Below are 19,982 nucleotides of genomic sequence, written 5' to 3'. Positions count from 1 at the left end.
CCACCCCGGCGCGCACCCCTGCCAGACGTCCACCAATCACTACCGATTAGAGAGCTGCGAACCCATGACCTGACCCCGACGACTCACCCGACACACAGCCCGCCATACCCGAGGGAGCAAACCGAAATGAACGACCTGCACGAGCAAGGCCGAGAGCGGCGGCGGCGAGAAGCTGCGGCCGAGCTTGGTCTCACCGTCGACGGCGAGCCGCTACCGCCGAGAGCGTCGCTCGACCGAGCACGCGACGCGGCCGACGTTGTCGACGGCTACCGAGATGCCGCCGAGATCGCCTCGACGTTGGCAGCGGTGTCGACCGCTGAGAGCTGCGAGCGAACCGCTGACGCTCTGGAGTCGATCGCCCGATCGCTGGCCGTGCTCGCCGAGGCGACGACCCGATGAGCGCGCCGACGACCGACGAGGTGTTCGACCTCGGTCGCGAGTTCGGAGCGGCGGTGCTCGCCCAACCGGGCGACCTTGACCACGACGCACTCACTGCACGCCTTGCGACCATCGTCGGCTACGTCGCCGCCGGTCGCCTCGACCTCGCCCGCTCGGCTGTCCGCTCTGGCCCGTCCGAACTACCCCCGATGGAAGGAACCACCAATGTCTGACCCCACGCAACAGCGCCCCGACGCCGAGGAACGCACCAAGGCCGTCGAGGCTGTGACGCTGCGACGAACTGGCTTGTCGTGGCGCGAGATCGCCGACCAGCTCGGCTATCGCGATGAGTCCGGCGCACGGAAGGCCGCGACCCGCCTACTCGGCCGGGTCGAGGTCGAGGCCGTCGGCGAGCTGCGCGAACTGGAAGGGCAGCGCCTCGACGCGCTACAGGCGGCGCACTGGAACGCGGCGCTCGCCGGTGACGTCGACTCGACCAAGGTCGTGCTCGGCGTGATCGACCGCCGGTGCCGCCTGTTCGGCCTCAACGCGCCCGATCGTGTCGAGGTCGGCTCGACCGTCACCGACGCCGAGTTCGCCGAGGCGGCGGTCGGCCTCATTGCGGCGCTGCGCCCCGATATGGCGGCGGCGTTGGCGGGCACGCTGCCCGGTGCCGCCCGTTCGGCGGTGCCCGAGGGAAACGGGACCGGCGAGACGGTTTTGCCCGCGAGCGTGGCGCACAGCGCCGGGAACGACGATGAGCCCGAGCCGTGGGCCGACGTCGATGGACCCACCGAACCCGTTGTGTCGCAACAGAACACCGACACCGACGGCGTTGTCGAGCCCGAGCCCGAACCCGCGCCGGTCATTCCGCCCGCTGGTCGTCCTGATCTCGCGCGTCGCGCTCCCGAGCGGTACGGGCCGCCGGTTGCTCTCGGCGGTTTCAGCCAGCGCCTCGGCGGTTCGCGACCCGTCACCGTCGTGCATAACCAGCCGTAAGGCACTGGACAACAACGAATTAGGAGGAATCATGCTCACACTTCGCCGAGGCGGTTCGACAGCGCCGACGACCCCGCGACCCGACCGAATCACGCCGCCGAGCCCTGCTCGACCCGGTCGGCTGACCCCGCCGAAACCGCCCACGCCGAACCGACCGAAAGGGCAGCACATGAACCAGGACGAACAGCGCGAACGGCGGCGGCGACACGTCACCGTCGAGTACGGCGGCGAGTTCTCGCTCGCCGACGAGGTGCGCGAGATCACCGCCCCGCTGGCCGAGCAGATCGTTGCCGCGCCCGCCCCGGCCACGTTCCGTCTCGCGGTCGACCGCCTGGTCGCCGAGGTCGAGGCGACCGTGTGGGTCGCGACGCAGATGGTGGCCGAGGTCGACGCCGCGCGCCGCACGCGGCATATCGAGCGAGTAGAGGATCGCCAGCGAGCAATGACGATCCTCGCTGAGCAGGTGCAGCGTCCGGCTGCGCCCGAGATCACGGCGACCGACGTAGTGAGCGGTACGTGGTCCGCGCAGCTCACCGCCTACGCCGAGACCGTGACCGACGATCTCGGGGCGCTGCTCGGCCGGGCGGTGCGACCTGGCTACACCCGAGGCCGCTTGTCGGCCAGCGAGCGCCTGGTCGAGGCACTGCGCGGCGTCGATCGCGAGGCGGCGGCGATCTTGCGCAAGATCGAGCGACCGATCGAAACGACCCGACCGGCTACGCCGTCGGGTATGTCGGCCGCCGACGAACTGCGGGCGCTCGGGGTCAAGCTGTGAGCGCCGAGTACCTACGCGCCTGCTCTGGCTGTGGGACGCCGACGATCCGCTATCGCGGCACCGTTCATGGCTTCACCTGCGATAAGTGCATGTCGGCACGGATCGGCCTCGACCGGCCGCCGACCCGCCAGCAGCGCAAGGCCACTCACTACCTCGAAGGACACAGGCGATGACCAAACACACTGTTGACCGAGCACAGCTTGCGGTCGCGATCCACGAGAGTGCTCACGCCGTCGTCGGCCGGGTGATGGGCTTGACCGTGCGGCGCGCCGTGATTCATGAGCCCGACGAGCACGGCCACGCCGGACGCTGCGAGTTCAGCCGCGCGCCCCTCGGGACGCCCGACGTTGTCGATCTCGCCGGTACGGTCGCCGAGCTGCGGTTCGAGCACGGCCCGAGGTTCAGCGCCTACGCCGTGACCGACCGCCTCGGCGTTCATCGCGACGACCGCCGCGCGCTGGTCGCGAGCGGCGACCCTGGCACGCTCGACCGCACCCGTCGCCTGATCGAGACGACGTGGTCGCCGATCGCCGAGCTTGCCGCAACCCTCTACGGCTTTGGCGAGGTCAGCGGCGAGCAGGTCGACGCTGCGCTCAAGCTGAGCGAGTACGACGACGAGAGCACCATGCAGCTCTCGGCGATCCGCGCGGGTACCTGGCCCGCCGCCCGGCCGATCGTGCCCGGCGGCGGCGAGCTGTGGCGGCTGCACCAGAGCTGAGCCACGAACCCACACCGACCCCGTCGAGGCGATCTCGACGGGGTCGGTTCGTTTGTGGGCCAGCGTGCCGAGAGCTTGCCAAGAGGGCTACGCACGAGCGGGACGGGCCAACACGAGCGGGACGGCTAACCGGCTCTGACCTGGAGTACATGAGACGAGATGGACTGTGTAACAGGCAATCCGGCTCCCTGGGGGTCAAGTGGTCGCAGGTTCAAATCCTGTCAGCCCGACGTCGTGACCAGCACTTATGTGCTGGATCAGGGGTATCGCGCAATCGCGGTCCGGTTCTCCACTTGGGGCACCGGACCGTTTCGCGTTCTCGGCGGCTTCTGCGAACGACTCGGCACCGACGTCGGCCGGGATCGGCCGGGGGTCGGGTAGTGCCACGCGGCCGTGAGCGTGCGGGGGTCGAACTCCACGCCGATACCCTACGGAGCGCCGCTTGTCTGTCTGGGTGTGCGCTCAGGTTCAAAAGTCATGTCAGGTCGACATCTGCCACGACGCTTCCGGTGTCCCCGGTGACGGGCGGTCACGTCACGGGTGTCCGCGGCTTCGCATCTGACACATCGGTGGACTCGTCGGTGCCTGCTGCGGAGCGGTTCACGCTGGCGAACTGGGGCCTGCTGGGTTTCGCGATGCTCAGCAGCCCGACCGCCGGTGAGGCACTTCACGTCGCACTACGAACTTTGCAGATCGGCAATCGATTCATCGATATCACCGCCGGATTCACCCAGTCATCAGCGCGGATAACGTTCCGGCACAAGCACCTTCCTCCCGACGTGCGAGACTTCCTGCTCGAACGCGATATCGTCATCGTCTTTGGCGTCATCGTGTTGCGGTGTATGAGTCCGCAACTGCTCGACCGACTCGGAGACTCACGCTTGGAACTGGCGCTCCCCGGCGACCGTGCGGCGAAGATGACCGACGGAATGACGGCGATGCTTGCCGATCTCGCGCACAATCCGATGCGGCATTTCCGGTTCACCGCAGACCGCCCGGCCACCGAACTCACGTTTCCGCTCGACCTGCTTGCCGAACCGATGGCGATGCCCGATCCGGCGACCGCGGCCCTGTGCGAACAGCATTGTCTGGACCTCGTACAGAATCGGCTCAACCGCGGGCAGCTCGCCACCAGGGTCCGTGCGATTCTTCTGCAGGAGATCCGCGCCGCGACCACCGCCGGCGAGATCGCGGCCAGACTGAACATGGACGGGCGCACCATGCGCCGCCGACTTGCCGAAGAGGGAATCACCTTCCGCACCCTGCAAGAGGAGACACGCTGCGCGTTGGCGATCGATATGCTCGATGTTCTCGATCTGACTGTCACCGAGACCGCGACCCGCCTCGGATACACCAGTTCGGCGGCGTTCAGCAGATCGTTCACCCGATGGACCGGCGTTCCGCCCAGTGCATATCGCCGGTCGTGATGAGGTCCCAGGTGTAAAGTCCCGCAGGCCTGCCGGTCGGCAACAGCGCACAAGCGTGTCGGCTCGTCGGTAGTCTCAGGTGTGTGCCACGCGAGGGTGAACCGCTGAACAAGCTCGGATTTCTGACCATCGGACGATTCGCTGAGAATGACCCGCGTGCCGGACATCTGGAGACGCTGAACATCATCGAGCGGGCCGAGCGGCTCGGATTCGACAGTGTCTGGTTGCGCGATCGGCACCTGCAGTTCGGGATCTCCTCGCCGGTGGTGATGCTGGCCGCGGCGGCGGTGCGGACCAGCCGCATCGAGTTGGGGACGGCGGTGATTCCGCTCGGACTCGAGAATCCGTTGCGCCTGGCCGAAGATCTCGCGACGGTCGATCTGCTCAGCGGCGGCCGGCTCAATCCCGGTGTGTCGGTGGGAACCCCGATGCGTTACGACGATTTCAAGGCGGCGCTGTACCCCGACTCCCACGACGTGGAGGATTTCTCCAAACGACGGGTGATCAGACTGTTGGACTGTCTGCGTGGTGAGCCGGTCAGTGACTTCGAGGGGACGGTCGGGATCGAGGTGTTCTCGCGCCGGGTCCAGCCGCACGCGCCCGGGCTCGTCGACCGGGTCTGGTACGGGGGCGGCCGGGACTCCGCCGAGTGGGCCGCCCGGAACGGGCTGAACTATCTGACATCGTCGGTGGTGACCATCGAGGGCACCCACTCCCGCGACTTCGCGACCATCCAGGGCGAACACATCGACGCCTACCTCGGGCAGGTGCCGGACCCGTCGTCGGCGCGGGTATCGCAAGGGTTGGTGGTGATTCCGACGGATTCGGCAATCCCTGACCAGGTGCGCCGCTACCGGGCGTACGCCGAGTCACGACGCGAACGGACACTGTCGCCACAGGGTCCGCGCGGCGTCCTGTTCTCCCCGGACTATGTGGGGACCTCCGCAGAATTGGCCGAGCAGTTGTATGCGCACGCGGGGTTCCGGCGCGCCTCCGAGGTGGCCTTCGCACTGCCCTTCAGCTTCGAACCGGACGACTACGAGCAGATCGTCGAAGATCTTGCCGGCGCGCTCGGGCCGGCGTTGGGATGGACTCCGAAGACCGCCTGACAGGTTGGTGACCGGAGCAGCCGCCGAACCATCATCGGCCCTGGTCGGCGCCGAAATCACGCTCGTCCGACGTCCCCGTGAGGTCAGACAAGAGTGACAAACAACACTGTAGGTACGCCTTACCTAAGTACGTGGACTGGTCTAGCCTGCGTTCAGGGAGTTGCCAGCTTATACACAGAACACCGTCAGCAAACTGTCGATGTTGCCCCATGTGTGCCGGCGAGGAGGGGTTGGGCTCGATGTCTGCTGTGATCAACAAGCCGAGCGATGGTGCGGTGCTCGGCAGGGCAACAGCACGACGGCTCGACATTCAAGGTCTGCGCGCGGTCGCGGTGCTGGTCGTTGTGCTCAATCACATCGGCGTCACCGGTTTCGGCGGCGGCTTCGTCGGCGTGGACGTGTTCTTCGTGATCTCCGGGTACGTCATCACCCGCATGCTGCTGCGGGACGGCCAACAGCACGGCAGGGTTCGCTTTCTGGACTTCTACGCCAAGCGCGCCCGCCGGATCGTTCCCGCCGCAACGCTGATCATCGTGCTCACGGTCATCGCGGTCTTCGAGCTGACCAACTTCCTGCGCGGCGCGCGCGTGCTGCCCGACGCGACGGCGGCGTCGTTGTTCCTGGCCAATCTGCACTTCATCGCCAGCGGCAGTGAGTACGCGATGCTCGGTGCCGATCCGTCTCCGCTGCAGCACTATTGGTCACTCGCGGTGGAGGAGCAGTTCTATCTGGTCTGGCCTGTGGCGATCGCCCTGACCACGGTGCTGGTCGCCCGGACCAAACTCACCCTGCGGCCGGTGCTGCTGGTGGTGTTGGTCGTCGTCACTGCCGCAAGCTACCTCCACTCCATCGTGCTGACCGCCGACAACGCCACCGCGGCCTTCTACTCGCCGTTGACCCGATTTTGGGAGCTCGCCATCGGGTGCGTCGTCGCGGTCGTCGCGCCGTATCTCGCGCCCAGGATCCCGGTCCACATCGCCGCCGCCGTCGGCTGGGCGGGCATCATCGCCATCGCCGTCTCGGTGGTCACCATGTCGGAGGACGGATTCCCGGGGGCGATCGCGGCGATTCCCGTGCTCGGAGCGGCGGCAGTTATCGTCGCCGGGATCGTGCCCACGCAGGTGGGGCCGGCGGGCGTCCTGGGGATGGCTGTTCCGCGTTACATCGGCGACATCTCGTACTCGCTCTATCTGGTCCACTGGCCGATCTGCGCCATTGTGGCGGCCCGCTACGGCGCGGACTTCTCCGCGCTCACGCAGGTGCTTCTGCTCGTCGCCACTTTCGCCGGTTCCGCCGCGATGTATCACGCCTTCGAGGATCCGATCAGGCGTTCGCGGTTTCTCGCGGCCCGGCCGTGGGCGAGCCTGGCGATCATTCCCGCGTGCATCGCGATCGTTTTCGCGGTAGCGGCATTTGAACGTTACCGGTGGGCCATCGACGTGCCCCTGGTTCAGCACCTGTTCTGAGATCTCGGCCTTTTTTCGGCCGTGGAACTTGATTGGAAGGATTCAGTGGTACCGGTGACTGTTTTTACCCGGAGATTTGTGGTGGCCACAGCGCTGTGCGCCGCACTGGGATTGTCGTTGACGGCCTGTCAGGCGGAGAAGTCCGAGCCTCAGGGCTGGGATTCGAGCGAGGTGACCAGCTGGGCGATCGACGAGCCCGTCACCGAGGCCGACGTACTCGCCTCGGTCGAGGCCGCGACGACGCTCAAGGAGCTGCCGAATAAGGTACGCAAAGCGGACCTGGTAGCGGCCAGTGGTGACGACCAAAAGGCATGGGCGCTACCGAATTGCACGCCGACGATCGATCAGACCAAGCTCGATGACCTCGGTCCGTGCACCATCGGCGACCTGGAGAGCGAACGCAAGATTTTTGTCGTCGGCGATTCGGCGGCGGCGATGTGGTACGGCGCGTTCGATCTGCTCGGTAAGCGCACAGGCTGGAAAGTCGTCATGCTCACCAAGAACAACTGCGGGCCCGCTTCGCTGACCTACTACCAGTGGCAGCGTGGGCGCACATTCACCGAGTGCACCGAATGGCAGAAGTGGCGCACCGGGGTGATGCAGACCGAACAACCGGAGATCGTTGTGCTGACCGGCTGGTACGGCGGAAACCTCGGGCCGGGCAAGGAGGAGACCCCGCAGGTGTGGCGGGAGGGTCTGGTGAAGACCGTCAAGCTGCTCCCCGAAACCAGCAAGGTGGTCATGCTCGGGAATACGCCGCATCCGGCGACGCCGCCGGCCGAGTGCGTGGCGAGCAACCCGAACGACCTTCCCACGTGCGCTTCGGACCCGGCACAGGCAGTTCCGGATCAGACTGGCTGGTCGGGTGCGGCGAAGGACGTGGACGCGACCTTCATCGACGTCACTCCCTGGTTCTGCGCCGACAGCTGCCCCGCGATCATCGGCGATCAGATCGTGTACGCGGGCAAGAACCACATCACCCAGAAGTACGGGCGCTACGTGTCGGGGTCCATCGAGGCGAAGATGGCGCCGCTCCTGGGCAAGCAAGCGTAGCCCGGACGCCGCCGGAGTGGTCGACTACGCGGGAGCAGCCCGCGTCGCCCGCTCCGGCGGTCGCCGAACGAGTGCGGTGACCAGGACGAAACTCAGACTCACCAGCAGGATCCACGAGCTGAACTTGCCGATGTGGACCAGCTGTCAGCTGCGGGTCAGCAACGGCACCAGTGCCGCGGTCTTCTCCGGGGTCCAGCCGGGCGGCTGCAGGATCTGCGCCCACGCGTAGGGGATCGCGGAAAGGAAGTGGTGGCCGTGGCCGTCAGGGACATCGGTGGAGATCGCCATGTCGGCGGACACCTGCAGGAAAGTAACGAACGGAATCCAGCGGGTGGACGCCAGCACGTCGCGGCCGCGCTTCTCCTTGAGCCAGTCGGGCTTGTTCAGAATGAGCCGCGGTGACCACCAGGTGATCGGGTCGGAGGCGTGCTGCAGGTAGACCACGCGCGCGTCGGACCACGGCGCGTCGGGCCGGGCCAGGTCCTCGGGGTCGGCGATGAATCGGACCTTGGAACCGTCACGGTAGATCGGCAGCCACTGCGGGCTGCCGTCATCGCGATTGGCGGTGGCATCGTTCCACACGGTGTTGCTGAACGTCGGACCGACGAACAGTGCGCCGTCGGCGCGCGCGGTGATCGACGGTATGGTGCCGAACGCCGCCTCGCCGGCGAACGAGCCCAGGCTTTCGCCGAACACCACGATCCGGGGCCGCTCATTCAGCGGCAGTGCACGGATCCGTTCGTCGACGGCCTCGAACAGGGCCAGGCCCGCCTTGCGTGCCCGATCCTGGTCGGCCAGGAATGACAGCCAGCTCGGCAGGAACGAGTACTGCATGCTGACGGTGGCGATGTTGCCGTTGTACATGTACTCGATGGAGTCGACGGTGGCCCGGTTGATCCAGCCGCTGCCGGTGGTGGAGCCGATGGCCACCACCGCGCGTTTGAGGCCGCCGGTGCGCTCGAGTTCGCGGGCGGCGAGTTCGGCACGGTCGTACACGTCGTCGGCGGAGTCCAGGCCCGCGAACACCCGGATCGGTTCGACCGCGGGAGTCTTGTTGAACTCGGCCAACTGTTCGGTGGTGGGTCCGCTGCCGATGAAGGTGCGGCCCTGCCTGCCCAGCGAATCCCAACTCATCAGCGATTCGGGTCCACCCGAACGCAGCCGTGAGGTGGTGGGTTGGGTGTCGGCCTGCGTCTCGTTGTTGGCGGCGGCGAACGCACCGTTGAGCGCACGCATCGAATAATCGACGATCACGCCGTTCACCAGGAATACGGTGATCAGGACGACGATCGCCGCGGCGACGGTGCGGGCCACGCGCGGCGGCAGGAAGCGCCGACTGAACGTGCCCAGCCATCGGATCAGCGCCGCCCAACCACGGCCGAGGGCCATCAGGAAAACGAAGACGATGATCGCGATGACGGCGATCGTCGGATAATTCCAGCCGCGGAGGTGATCGACCCCCATGATGTCCCGGATCTCACTTTGCCAGTCGGAGAACCAGATACCCATCGCGATGGTGCCGATGACGGCGACGATGCCGAAGCCTGCCCACACCCGAACGCCGGGGGACGGCCAGCGGGTTTCGCGCGAGATCATGTACCGGACCACCCAGGCGCCGAAGACGCCGAGACTGTAGCCGAGCGCCGCCGACGCCCCGGTGACGATGCCCTGGAACAGGGGGCCGCGCGGCAGCAGCGACGGGGTGGCCGACAGCCACGCGAAGATCATGGCGACGACCACACCGGTGAACTCGAAGCCGGCCGCCCGTTCCATCCATCGGCGTGGCGGGGTCTGAGCGGCCGCGCCCTCACCGGTATCGGTCCGGTCCTGCTCATTGCTGTCCGGCTTCGGGCTGTCCGGTTTCAGGCTGTTCGGGTCGGTGCTGTCCGGGTCGTCGGCGTGGTCCCGCTGCTCGGTCGTGGGCATGTGGTGAATTCTCTCCCTATGGGATGTGTCCCACACCGATGTACCAAGTGCGGCTGTGTGAATGAAGCAGGAGGAAACAGTATTGCACGGCATTTGACGCTGGTAGAGGCCGAACGGCGGAACCGTGACGGCACCGATACGGGTGCGCCCGCCCTTGCCCGATTGTTCGCGGAATGCCGGGCGCACTCCGGTAGCGTACGTCCTGATGCCTAACGACGATACGACGCCAGCGCAGTTGTCCTATGAGCAGTTCGGGCGACGCTTTTTCGAGATCGCCGTGACCGAGAACCGTATCGGCGCGGCGTTCACACCGCTGGCCGGTGAAGACCTGGAGATCGGGCCACTGGCCACCGGACCCGGCGGTGTGGTGAAAGTTCAGGCCAACGTGGCTGTCGGCCGGCCGGTGATCACCCGCTACGTCAACGAACTGATCACATTCAAGGTGCGGTTGCCGCTGTCGGTGAACCTGGTGGTGGATCTGCGGGTCGATCGCCTTCGGTACGACGTGACCGGGGTGGTTCCGCTCGACCTCACGGTCCGTGCGGTCGACCCGCTGGCCATCCATATCGACGTCGTCCCGCCCCGCGCGCGTGATGTCCGGGTGGGGGTGGCCTCGCACGGTACCCGCGCCGAGGTGATTCGTTTCGTCGCCCAGGTCGACGACGAGATCAAGCGCGTCATCGCCAAGCATGTGGCGGAGCAGGTCAAGTCGCCGCAGATCCGCCAGGCGTGCACCATCGACATCGCGCACGAACTCGACAAGGTGACGCTGGCCTGACCGCCGCGGGGCGGCGGCCGGTCACAGCGCGAACAGCTGATTCTGCCGGGGAACGGTCGCGGTCCAGCCGAGTTCGCGGTCCAGTCTGGTTCGCAGGGTGTCGGCGGCCTGCGGTTCCCCGTGCACCACGAACGTGCGACGGGGAGGTTGCCGGAAGCCCGATGCCCAGCGGATGAGTTCGTCGGCGTCGGCGTGTGCCGACAGCATTCGTAGATTGGCCACCTCGGCATGGATGGGTATCCATTCGCCGTGGATCTTCACGTATCGGGCACCGGAGGCGATCGTCCGCCCGCGCGTGCCCGGCGCCTGGTAGCCGGTGATCATGATGGTGTTGCGGCGGTCGGGGGCGAACGCCTTGAGATGATGCAGCACCCGCCCACCGGTGGCCATCCCGCTCGCCGACAGGATGATCTTGGGGGAGCGGTCGGCACTGATCCGCATCGACTCCTCGACCTCACGGGTGTAGACGGCGATGGCGCACATGTCCTCGTACACGTCGGGGTGCAGCCGGTGATCGGCGTGATGAGTGCGCAGCAGGTCACTGGCGTTGATCGCCATTGGGCTGTCGAGGTAGACGGGAACATCGGCAAGTCTTCCGGCGCAACGCAATTGCCACAGGTAGTACAGCAGGGTCTGTGCCCGCCCGACAGCGAAGGCCGGTACCACGACGGTGCCGCCGCGCTCGACGGTACGGTCGATCACCCCGGCCAGCACGTCGAGGGGGTCGGACGGCTCGTGCAGACGGTCGCCGTATGTCGACTCGATCAGCAGATAGTCGGCGGCCCGAACCGGTTCTGGGTCGAACATGAGCGGATCGTCGTAGCGGCCGAGGTCACCGCTGAACACGATCCGCCGCCCGTGCCAGGAAAGCTCGACGGTCGCCGCGCCGAGGATATGTCCGGCGCGACGGAAGGTGATCGTGGGATCACCCTTCGTGCCAACCGATTTGGCCAGGGAGACACTCTTGCCGAAAGGCTGCGGGCGAAAGCGCTGCACGGTGCGTTCGCAATCCTTGCTGTCGTACAGCGGCAGCGCGGGCGCATGTCTGGTTGCCTTGTGCTTGTTGAGGAACGCGGCGTCCTTCTCCTGAAGGTAGGCACTGTCGCGCAGGATGATCCCGCTCACCGACGCGGTGGCCGCGGTGCAGAACACCGGGCCGCCGAAGCCGTCGCGGACCAGACGCGGCAGGTATCCGGTGTGGTCGAGGTGCGCGTGGGTGATCACCACCGCGTCAATACTCGACGGCTCGACCGGCAGCGGCGCCCAGTTGAGTTCTCGGAGGTTCTTCACTCCCTGAAACAGACCGCAGTCCACCAGGATCCGGTGCCCGCCCGCCTCAAGCAGATGCTTGGACCCGGTGACCGTGCTCGCCGCGCCGAGGCTGGACAGGGACAGTTCCGCTGGGGATGGGGTAGCGCCGCCGGTGGCCATCACTCCAGTGTCGCAGAACCCGGCGTCGCCGTGCCCACGGGTGCGTCGCCGATCGGCAACGATCGGTGGTCACACCCGGATCCGTGTTCGCATTCGGATCGGTGTTCGCACCCGGATTGTTGTTGGGAACTGCCGGTCCGGGCGCCGACGGCGGCGGGCGGGCTCGTCCGGGCACGCACTGCCGCGAGTGCGAAGCCGATGATCGCGATCGCGCCGACGGTGGTGCCCCAGGTGAGGTGCTCGCCCAACAGGACTGCGGCCCAGGCGATGCTCAGCACGGGCTGGACGAGCTGAATCTGACTGACCCGCGTCATCGGGCCGATCGCCAGGCCCCGGTACCAGGCGAAGAAGCCCAGGAACATGCTGACCGCACCCAGGTAGCCGAATGCCGCCCACTCGGTGGGTGCGGCCGACGGCGGGTGATCGAGCGCTGACCAGGCGGTCAGCGACACCATCACCGGCGAGGCGAGCACGAGCGCCCACGAGATCGTCTGCCAGGCGCCGATCCGGGTGGCCAGCAGTCCGCCCTCGGCGTAGCCGACGGCCGCGGCGATCACCGCGCCCAGCAGCAGCAGATCCGAGGTGCCCGGTGAACCGGCACCCGCGTGGGCGACGGCGAAGGCGACGGTCGCGCCCGCGCCCAGTGCGGCACAGACCCAGAACCGGCGGGGCGGGTGCTCGCGTGTGCGCGCCACGGCGACCAGTGCTGTCACGGCGGGCAGCAGTGCGATCACCACGGCGCCGTGACCCGCCGACGCCGTCGACAGTGCGAAGGTCGTCATCAGCGGAAAGCCGAGCACCACACCGGCGGCGACGACGGCGATGCGTCGCCATTGCCCGGGTGAGGGAATGGGGGTCCTGGTGACCGCGAGAAGAAGGGCTGCCAGCGTCGCGGCGAGCACCGCGCGCCCGGCACCGACGAACAGCGGTGACATCGCGTCGTGCCGGACGGCGATCCGGGTGAGCGGGACGGTCAGGGAGAAGGCCGCGACCCCGACGAATCCCCACAAGGGTCCACCGGTGCGGCGGGGTAATCCACCCGACGATAGCGGTGCGGTCAGTTGAACAGTAGTGCTACTCGAATACTTCACCTCTGACGATATCACTGAGGGGACTGGTTGAGCAGCCCCCGCAGTGCCGTACCGATGACCCGCGTCGCATCCGGTAGCCGGGCGGGATCGGGCGCGGCGAAGTTCAGCCGGACGAACGGCCCGGACGGCTCCGACGGAAACCACTCGTCCCCGGCGGCGATGACCACCGCGTGCCGCTCGCACTCGCGCACCAGCGCACCCGCGTCGACCTGGTAAGGCAGGCGTGCCCAGATGTTGAGCCCGCCCCGCGGCGGGCGGTCGACGGTCAGTTCGGGGACATGATCGTGCAGGCAGTCCATCAGCAGGTCCCGCCGTATGCGCAAGGCCTCGGTGAGATGCCTGCGGTGGGTGCGCCATGCGGGGGACAGGACCACGTCCAGCGTCGCCGCCTGCAGGATCGGGCTGACATACATCGCGTCGGCGCCGTGGTAACCGGCGATGCGTTCGCGGACCGGGCCGCGCGCGATGATCGCGGCCACCCGTAGCGCGGGCGAGACGCTCTTGGTGAGTGAGCGCACGTAGATGATGGTGCCGGTGTCGTCGGCGGACGCCAGCGGAATCGCCGGAACGTCGATACCGAAATCGTGGGCCCAGTCGTCCTCGATCATGAACGCGCCCCGCTTCCGCAGAACCGCAAGAACGCGGTCGCGGGCATCGGCCGACCACAGCGCGCCGGTCGGGTTGGCGAAGTTCGGCTGGGCGTAGAAGACGGTGGCACCCGAGCTGTCCAGGGCCCTGGACAGGTCGTCGGGATCGGGGCCCTCGGGTCGCGAGGGGATCGGGACGATTGTCGATCCGGCCTGGGCGGCGGCCGCCATCGCACCCCAGTACGTCGGTGATTCCATGACCACCGGGCGGCCCGGGCCGACCAGGGAACGCAGCACCGCGCATACCCCGCTCTGGCTGCCGGGGACGACGATGACATCGCGTGCGGCCGCGGCGGTGACGTCGTGCGGGGTGGTCTCGGACAATTCGGCGGCGAACCAGGTCTGCAGATCGGGCAGGCCGGCGGCCGGTGCCCGGCGCAGCGCCGCCTCGCCGCGGGAGGCCCGCACCAGCGCTGCCCGGACAGCGCGTTCGGGCAGCAACTCGCGTGCCGGATACCCCGAATGCAGGCCGACCGCGTCGGTGGGAATGTCACGCAGGGGCGTTGACAGTGTCGGTATCCGCTCGGCGGGTGCACCCAATGTGTTGGTCTGCCAGCCGAAGTCCGGCGGGCCGGGTCGCGATGGTCGTTGCCTGACGAAGGTTCCGGACCCGGGTCTGGCCTCCACCAGGCCCATCCCGGCCAAGGTGTGCAGCGCCTTCTGTACGGTCACCGGGCTCGCCGAATGCCGGGCCGCCAGTTCCCGGCTCGACGGCAGCTGGGTACCCGGCGCGACCGTGCCCATCCAGGTCCGCAGGTCGGCGACGATGCGGTCAGCGCTACTGATTGTCACACGAGGAAACGATACCGCTATCGTGCGGCTCGGACGGTCAGGACTCGTGGCGGGGCTCCACGGTCACCTTGATGGCCTCACCCTTCTTGACGATCTGGAAGGCGTCGAGTACGTCGTCGAGGGGGATGTGCCGGGTGATCAGATCCTTGACCGGCACCTGCCCGGTGGAGATGTACTCCAGCGCGCGCTTGTTGTGCTCGGGCGCCGAACCGTTGGCGCCGTGAATGTGGAGCTGACGGTAGTGCACCAGGTTGGAGTCGCAGGTGATGGTGGGGTCGGTCTTGGGCAGGCCGCCGAAGAACGAGATGCGCCCGTTCCTGGCGGCCATCGAGATAGCCTGCTCCTGAGCCACATTCGCCGCGGTCGCGGTGATCACCACGTCGGCCCCGCGGCCGCCGGTCAGTTCCATGACCCGTTCGACGACATCGACCTGGGAGCCGTTGATGACTTCGTCGGGCTGCACGGCGTCGGCGGACATCTGCAGGCGTTCGGCGTTGACGTCGACGAGATAGACCGGTCCGGCCTTGTGGACCCCGCGCGCGATGCGGATGTGCATGCAGCCGATGGGGCCCGCGCCGAACACCACCACGGTGTCGCCCTCCTCGATACCGAGCAGTTCCTGGGCGTTGATGGCGCACGCGAACGGTTCGGCGGCCGAGGCCTCGTCGAAGCCGACGTTGTCGGGGATGCGGTTGAGTCCGTCGACCTTGAGGACCTGGCGCGGAACGATCATGTACTCGGCGAATCCGCCGTCGTACTGGTATCCCACCGAGGTCTGGTTCTGGCACACCGCCATCCACCCTTTGCGGCATTCGTGGCAGTCGCCGCACGGTACCGCGGCGATGACCTGCACCCGGTCGCCGACCTGCCAGTCGCTGCCGTAGGCGGCGTTGACCTCGACGCCGATCTCGACGATCTCGCCGGCGACCTCGTGCCCGGTGATACGCGGCGGGGTGAGGTTCTGGTGGCCGTTGTAGAAGATTTTCACGTCGGTGCCGCAGGTGGAGCAGTTGCGCACCTTGATCTTGACCTCATCGGGTGCGCAGACGGGCTCGGGAACGTCCTCTAGCCGGACGTCTTCGGGTGCGTAGAAGCGCAGTGCCTTCATCTGGGTCGGTCCTCTCGTGTTGCCGATGGCTGGCATGCGGAAGCGTGTATGTGTTCTTGACCACTGTAAACCCAAGACGGGCATAAAGCCACCGATCTTCACGCCCAAACATGCCCGACTGCTTGTATCTGGCGGGCTATATGGGCATACTTGGTCGTATGTGACTGGCATCACGTTGATGAGAACATACGTTGATGAGAACAGAGGAGTAGAAAGTGTCAGCAACCACCACGGCCTCTGGGTCCCCGAGCCCGGGATCCGCGCCGCGGCCCGGACTGCGCGTACGTGTGCAGAAGCTCGGAACCGCGCTGTCGAACATGGTCATGCCCAACATCGGTGCCTTCATCGCCTGGGGCCTGCTCACCGCGCTGTTCATCGAAACCGGCTGGCTGACCGGCATCTTCGGCTCACTCGACCAACCCGACAGCTGGGTCGCCCACATCGGCGGGTGGGGTGAGTACTCCGACGGCGGCATCGTCAGCCCGATGATCACCTACCTGCTGCCGCTGCTGATCGGCTACACCGGCGGCAAAATGGTCTACGACGTGCGCGGCGGCGTGGTCGGGGCCATCGCCACCATGGGTGTGGTCGCCGGCGCCGACGTCCCGATGTTCCTCGGTGCGATGATCATGGGCCCGCTCGGCGGCTGGACCATCAAACGCCTGGACGGATTGTGGGAGGGCAAGATCCGACCGGGCTTCGAGATGCTGGTCGACAACTTCGCCGCCGGCATCGACGGCCTGATCCTGGCGGTCGTCGGCTTCTTCGGAATCGGGCCGATCGTGGAGAACCTCACCGACTGGGCGGGCGATGCCGTCGACTTCCTCGTCGACCACGACCTGCTGCCGTTGACCTCGATCCTCATCGAGCCGGCCAAGGTGCTGTTCCTCAACAACGCGATCAACCACGGGGTACTGACTCCGCTCGGCACCAACCAGGCACTCGAGGATGGCAAGTCCATCCTGTTCCTGCTCGAGGCGAATCCCGGACCCGGTCTCGGACTTCTGCTGGCGTTCACCGTGTTCGGCAAAGGCATGGCCAAGTCGTCGGCCCCCGGTGCGGCCATCATTCACTTCTTCGGCGGCATTCACGAGATCTACTTCCCCTACGTGCTGATGAAGCCCAAGCTGATCGCCGCGACACTGCTCGGCGGTATGGCCGGGGTGTTCACCAACGTCATCTTCAACTCGGGTCTGCGTGCTCCGGCCGCCCCCGGGTCGATCATCTCGGTATATGCGCAGACCGCGGGTGACAGCTACCTCGGGGTGACACTGTCGGTCGTGATCGCCACCGCAGTCTCGTTCGCGGTCGCCGCGTTCCTGCTCAAGACCGACAGTGCCACCGACGACGGTGACCTGTCGGCGGCCACGGCCTCGATGGAATCGATGAAAGGCAAGAAGTCGTCGGTGGCCTCGGCGCTCACCGGTGGTGCTGCCGGTGCGCGCGGCCCGATCAAGAACATCGTGTTCGCCTGCGACGCGGGTATGGGGTCATCGGCGATGGGTGCCTCGGTGCTGCGCAAGAAGGTTCAGCAGGCCGGGTTCACCGACGTCACGGTGGTCAACAAGGCGATCGCCAATCTCACCGACACCTTCGATCTGGTGGTCACCCACCGTGACCTGACCGAACGTGCTGAGCAACGCACACCGTCGGCGATCCACGTGTCGGTGGACAATTTCATGGGCAGCCCGCGGTACGACGAGATCGTGGAAACGCTCACCGAAACCAACTCGGCCGCGCCGGCATCCATAGCGGTTCCGGCACCGGGCGCCGCACCCGTGTCCGGCGAACCGGAGCCGGTGCACGCGGCCGGCAGACACGCCGCGGCGGCGGGCGATGCGACCGCGACGCGCAACGACATCCTGGCACTGAATTCGATCGTGCTGCGGGGGACGTCGAGGACTGCCGACGAGGCCATCGAGGAGGCGGGCCGGTTGCTGGTGGCTGCCGGTGCGGTGGAGGAATCCTACGTGGCGGCGATGCACGACCGCGAACGTTCGGTTTCGACGTTCATGGGCAACGGACTGGCGATCCCGCACGGCACCAACGAGGCCAAGGGCGCGATCAACCGGACGGCGATGTCGTTCGTGCGCTACGACGAGCCCATCGACTGGAACGGCAAGGAAGCCGAGTTCGTCGTCGGTATCGCCGGCGCGGGCAAGGATCATCTGGCGTTGCTCAACAAGATCGCGCAGGTATTCCTGAACAAGGAAGACGTGGCCCGCCTGCGCGCGGCGCGGAGCCCGGAGGAGATCCGGGCGGTCCTGGCCGACGGTGACGACTGATCGGGTGAACGTGGGGTGATCAAGGGGTCGGTCCTGTGACCGTGCGGCCCGCTGCGACGCGGCATCGGCGAGTACCGTGACGTCGGTGGATTCCGAGACACGACAGAACCGGATCATCGAACTGGCCCGCGCGCGGGGCCGGGTCGAGGTGGTCTCGCTCGCCGAGGAACTGCAGGTGGCGAGCGAGACCATTCGCCGTGACCTCAAGGCACTGGCGTCGCGGCGGCTGCTCAAGCGGGTGCACGGCGGCGCGGTGCCCGCCGAGACCGCGGCCTTCGAATCGGGGCTGGAATACCGCAGTCAGGTCGATCTGGCGCAGAAGGAACGCATCGCGCAGGCGGCCGCTGGCCTGCTTCACGGCGCCGAAACGGTGTATCTGGACGAAGGTTTCACACCCCGCCTGATCGCCCACCAACTCGCCGATCAGCGGTTGACGGTGGTCACCTCCTCGCTGCTGGCGGCCGAGGCGCTCGCGCACAGCACCACCGTCACGGTGCTGCTGCTCGGCGGACGGATGCGCGGACGCACACTGGCCACGGTCGATCAGTGGGCGGTCGACGCGCTACGCGGGCTGGTGATCGACGTCGCCTTCCTCGGCACCAACGCCGTCTCCCGCGAGCACGGGCTGACCACCTCCGATCCGGCGGTGGCGGCGGTGAAGAGCACCGCGGTCACCGTGTCACGCAGATCCGTTCTGGTGGCGGCGCATTCGAAGTTCGGCCTGAGCAACTTCTGCCGATTCGCCGACGTGAGCGATTTCGAGGTGATCGTCACCGGTACCGAGCTCGGCTTCGCCGAGGCCACAACCTACGAAGCGCTCGGTCCGACCGTCCTACGGGTATGACCCGGCCGCGATGTCTTGGGACGGTCGCCGCGGGTATGCCACGCTGGTCGTATGACTGACGATCTCGCCGAGCGACTCATCGACGCCCAGGTCGCGTTCAGCAAGCGGCAGCTGCTGGACCCCGGACTCTTTCACACACTTGTGAGCGACGAGGTCGACCTGGTGCTGAAGGAGGCGGCCGGGCTCACGCTGGGTGAGGTGGTCACCCCACAGATGATCAAGGACACCGCGGTCAAGTTCGCCATCCAGATGCCGCTGGAAGGGTCCATCCCCGAACTGGTCGGGGAGATCGCCGGGCGGCTGTATCGCCATTCGGTCAACGACCACGTGCGGCTGGACGATGTCGTGGACGCCAAGACCTTCGACGAACTCGCCGCCGCAGTCGCCGACCTCGACGTGGTCCGGCGGGTGGTGCGCGAGGTGATCGACAGCCCCGTGACCATCGACGTGTGCGTCGACGTCATCACGCACGCCATGGATCGCGTGGTCACCCGAGCACGTTCCTCGGGCGAGGCCGGTATCCGGGCCAGGGTCGGCGGCACCCTGGCCGGACTGGCCGTGCCGGTGCTGCCTGCGATCGAGACCGGGGTGGAGAAGATCACCCGCAGTGGCGCGTCGTTCGTCCTTCGCTCGGCGGGGGAGGAAACCGACACCGCGCTGGTGGAATCCGCTCATGAGCTGTGGCGCAACCGCTCCGGCGAGGCGGTCGGCCGATTCCGTGAACTCGTGACCGCCGACGACGTCGAGGATCTCGTGGTCGTGGTGTTCGAGTTCTGGAAGGCCTTCCGTGACACCGACTACTTCCGGACGCTGCTCGGCGAAGGCGTCGACCACTTCTTCGACAAGTACGGCGACACCGGTCTGGTGGATCTGATCGCCGACCTGGGTATCGAACGCGACGACCTGGTCGAGGAGGCGATGCGATTCGGGCCCCCGATCATCGCTCACCTCAATGAGCGGGGCATCCTCGACCGGATCCTGCGACGCCAGTTCGCGCCGTTCTATCATTCGCCGGAGTTCCGGGCGGCCCTGCAGGGCTTCGCCCCTTCATGACATCGAGGGCTTAGCCACCGAGTGATCTGGGAAGGGAGACCCGGATCTGGGGGGCCGCGAACCGCGCCCGGGGTCGGGGCGAAGTGGCTGTCGCAGTGCGCC

At 67.1% G+C, this 19,982-nt stretch carries 19 protein-coding genes; 14 read left to right on the top strand and 5 right to left on the bottom strand.

Going from position 1 to position 19,982, the window contains the following annotated elements:
• Nucleotides 1-126: 126 nt before the first annotated feature.
• From GII31_RS12405 to GII31_RS12360, 10 genes are all read left to right on the top strand, one after another.
• Nucleotides 127-399, top strand: coding sequence for a hypothetical protein (locus GII31_RS12405; RefSeq protein ID WP_213243460.1), 273 nt, complete (start codon nucleotides 127-129; stop codon nucleotides 397-399).
• Nucleotides 396-611 (top strand): hypothetical protein, encoded by a 216-nt coding sequence (locus GII31_RS12400; protein WP_213243459.1) that lies wholly within the window; start codon nucleotides 396-398, stop codon nucleotides 609-611. Before GII31_RS12405 ends, GII31_RS12400 begins: the two co-directional genes overlap by 4 nt.
• Nucleotides 604-1,377, top strand: a complete 774-nt coding sequence (locus GII31_RS12395) for a hypothetical protein (RefSeq protein WP_213243457.1) — start codon at nucleotides 604-606, stop codon at nucleotides 1,375-1,377. Before GII31_RS12400 ends, GII31_RS12395 begins: the two co-directional genes overlap by 8 nt.
• 169 nt (nucleotides 1,378-1,546) lie before the next feature.
• Nucleotides 1,547-2,152 carry a hypothetical protein gene (locus GII31_RS12390; RefSeq protein WP_213243455.1) on the top strand — a complete coding sequence of 202 codons (606 nt, stop codon included), beginning with the start codon at nucleotides 1,547-1,549 and terminating at the stop codon, nucleotides 2,150-2,152.
• A 169-nt stretch (nucleotides 2,153-2,321) separates the two neighbouring features.
• A complete protein-coding gene (locus GII31_RS12385; protein WP_213243454.1) occupies nucleotides 2,322-2,870 on the top strand; it encodes a hypothetical protein in 549 nt (182 codons plus the stop codon).
• A 234-nt stretch (nucleotides 2,871-3,104) separates the two neighbouring features.
• Nucleotides 3,105-3,251, top strand: a complete 147-nt coding sequence (locus GII31_RS12380) for a hypothetical protein (protein WP_213243452.1) — start codon at nucleotides 3,105-3,107, stop codon at nucleotides 3,249-3,251.
• 200 nt (nucleotides 3,252-3,451) lie between these two features.
• Nucleotides 3,452-4,297: a helix-turn-helix domain-containing protein gene (locus GII31_RS12375; protein WP_213243450.1), complete on the top strand. Its 846-nt coding sequence runs from the start codon at nucleotides 3,452-3,454 to the stop codon at nucleotides 4,295-4,297.
• Nucleotides 4,298-4,380: 83 nt separating this feature from the next.
• Entirely contained in the window at nucleotides 4,381-5,406 is a 1,026-nt protein-coding gene (locus GII31_RS12370) for an LLM class flavin-dependent oxidoreductase (RefSeq protein ID WP_213243449.1), read from the top strand.
• Nucleotides 5,407-5,645: 239 nt separating this feature from the next.
• Nucleotides 5,646-6,872: an acyltransferase family protein gene (locus GII31_RS12365; RefSeq protein WP_213243447.1), complete on the top strand. Its 1,227-nt coding sequence runs from the start codon at nucleotides 5,646-5,648 to the stop codon at nucleotides 6,870-6,872.
• An 81-nt stretch (nucleotides 6,873-6,953) separates the two neighbouring features.
• Nucleotides 6,954-7,925: an SGNH hydrolase domain-containing protein gene (locus GII31_RS12360; protein ID WP_246221847.1), complete on the top strand. Its 972-nt coding sequence runs from the start codon at nucleotides 6,954-6,956 to the stop codon at nucleotides 7,923-7,925.
• A 144-nt stretch (nucleotides 7,926-8,069) separates the two neighbouring features.
• Here the strand turns inward: GII31_RS12360 and GII31_RS12355 are convergent, their stop codons facing one another.
• The gene (locus tag GII31_RS12355; protein WP_246221846.1) at nucleotides 8,070-9,851 is read right to left on the bottom strand and encodes an alpha/beta hydrolase; all 1,782 of its coding nucleotides are present in this window, start codon (nucleotides 9,849-9,851) and stop codon (nucleotides 8,070-8,072) included.
• 205 nt (nucleotides 9,852-10,056) lie between these two features.
• Between GII31_RS12355 and GII31_RS12350 the strand changes: the two genes are divergently transcribed.
• Entirely contained in the window at nucleotides 10,057-10,629 is a 573-nt protein-coding gene (locus GII31_RS12350) for a hypothetical protein (protein WP_213243444.1), read from the top strand.
• 21 nt (nucleotides 10,630-10,650) lie between these two features.
• Here GII31_RS12350 and GII31_RS12345 read toward each other — a convergent pair whose 3' ends face one another.
• The 4 genes from GII31_RS12345 to GII31_RS12330 are packed head-to-tail and all read right to left on the bottom strand — an operon-like array spanning nucleotide 10,651 to nucleotide 15,698.
• Complete coding sequence (locus tag GII31_RS12345) at nucleotides 10,651-12,060, bottom strand: MBL fold metallo-hydrolase RNA specificity domain-containing protein (protein WP_213243442.1); 1,410 nt, start codon at nucleotides 12,058-12,060, stop codon at nucleotides 10,651-10,653.
• Nucleotides 12,060-13,121, bottom strand: coding sequence for a DMT family transporter (locus GII31_RS12340; RefSeq protein ID WP_287384239.1), 1,062 nt, complete (start codon nucleotides 13,119-13,121; stop codon nucleotides 12,060-12,062). The genes GII31_RS12345 and GII31_RS12340 overlap by 1 nt, the downstream gene beginning before the upstream one ends.
• Nucleotides 13,122-13,162: 41 nt before the next feature.
• Complete coding sequence (locus tag GII31_RS12335; RefSeq protein ID WP_260839959.1) at nucleotides 13,163-14,590, bottom strand: aminotransferase-like domain-containing protein; 1,428 nt, start codon at nucleotides 14,588-14,590, stop codon at nucleotides 13,163-13,165.
• A 37-nt stretch (nucleotides 14,591-14,627) separates the two neighbouring features.
• Complete coding sequence (locus GII31_RS12330; RefSeq protein WP_213243436.1) at nucleotides 14,628-15,698, bottom strand: zinc-dependent dehydrogenase; 1,071 nt, start codon at nucleotides 15,696-15,698, stop codon at nucleotides 14,628-14,630.
• 317 nt (nucleotides 15,699-16,015) lie between these two features.
• On the opposite strand from GII31_RS12330, the gene GII31_RS12325 reads away from it, so the two are divergent.
• From GII31_RS12325 to GII31_RS12315, 3 genes are all read left to right on the top strand, one after another.
• Nucleotides 16,016-17,983, top strand: coding sequence for a PTS mannitol transporter subunit IICBA (locus GII31_RS12325; protein WP_213250263.1), 1,968 nt, complete (start codon nucleotides 16,016-16,018; stop codon nucleotides 17,981-17,983).
• Nucleotides 17,984-18,068: 85 nt separating this feature from the next.
• A complete protein-coding gene (locus GII31_RS12320) occupies nucleotides 18,069-18,827 on the top strand; it encodes a DeoR/GlpR family DNA-binding transcription regulator (protein ID WP_213243435.1) in 759 nt (252 codons plus the stop codon).
• Between the two features lie 51 nt (nucleotides 18,828-18,878).
• The gene (locus GII31_RS12315; protein WP_213243433.1) at nucleotides 18,879-19,880 is read left to right on the top strand and encodes a hypothetical protein; all 1,002 of its coding nucleotides are present in this window, start codon (nucleotides 18,879-18,881) and stop codon (nucleotides 19,878-19,880) included.
• Nucleotides 19,881-19,982: the final 102 nt, after the last annotated feature.

It is taken from the genome of Gordonia pseudamarae, assembly GCF_025273675.1.
Lineage (GTDB): Bacteria > Actinomycetota > Actinomycetes > Mycobacteriales > Mycobacteriaceae > Gordonia > Gordonia pseudamarae.
The sequence above is the reverse complement of the archived record's forward strand: the minus strand, read 5'-3'. Positions and strand labels throughout refer to the sequence as shown.

Excerpts from the sequence above, each read along its gene's own strand:
- GII31_RS12400 (WP_213243459.1), top strand. The coding sequence starts at position 396 with ATGAGCGCGCCGACGACCGACGAGGTGTTCGACCTCGGTCGCGAGTTC.
- GII31_RS12395 (WP_213243457.1), top strand. The coding sequence starts at position 604 with ATGTCTGACCCCACGCAACAGCGCCCCGACGCCGAGGAACGCACCAAG.
- GII31_RS12345 (WP_213243442.1), bottom strand. The coding sequence starts at position 12,060 with ATGGCCACCGGCGGCGCTACCCCATCCCCAGCGGAACTGTCCCTGTCC.
- GII31_RS12350 (WP_213243444.1), top strand. The coding sequence starts at position 10,057 with ATGCCTAACGACGATACGACGCCAGCGCAGTTGTCCTATGAGCAGTTC.
- GII31_RS12405 (WP_213243460.1), top strand. The coding sequence starts at position 127 with ATGAACGACCTGCACGAGCAAGGCCGAGAGCGGCGGCGGCGAGAAGCT.
- GII31_RS12365 (WP_213243447.1), top strand. The coding sequence starts at position 5,646 with ATGTCTGCTGTGATCAACAAGCCGAGCGATGGTGCGGTGCTCGGCAGG.
- GII31_RS12385 (WP_213243454.1), top strand. The coding sequence starts at position 2,322 with ATGACCAAACACACTGTTGACCGAGCACAGCTTGCGGTCGCGATCCAC.
- GII31_RS12315 (WP_213243433.1), top strand. The coding sequence starts at position 18,879 with ATGACTGACGATCTCGCCGAGCGACTCATCGACGCCCAGGTCGCGTTC.
- GII31_RS12355 (WP_246221846.1), bottom strand. The coding sequence starts at position 9,851 with ATGCCCACGACCGAGCAGCGGGACCACGCCGACGACCCGGACAGCACC.
- GII31_RS12325 (WP_213250263.1), top strand. The coding sequence starts at position 16,016 with ATGGTCATGCCCAACATCGGTGCCTTCATCGCCTGGGGCCTGCTCACC.
- GII31_RS12330 (WP_213243436.1), bottom strand. The coding sequence starts at position 15,698 with ATGAAGGCACTGCGCTTCTACGCACCCGAAGACGTCCGGCTAGAGGAC.
- GII31_RS12390 (WP_213243455.1), top strand. The coding sequence starts at position 1,547 with ATGAACCAGGACGAACAGCGCGAACGGCGGCGGCGACACGTCACCGTC.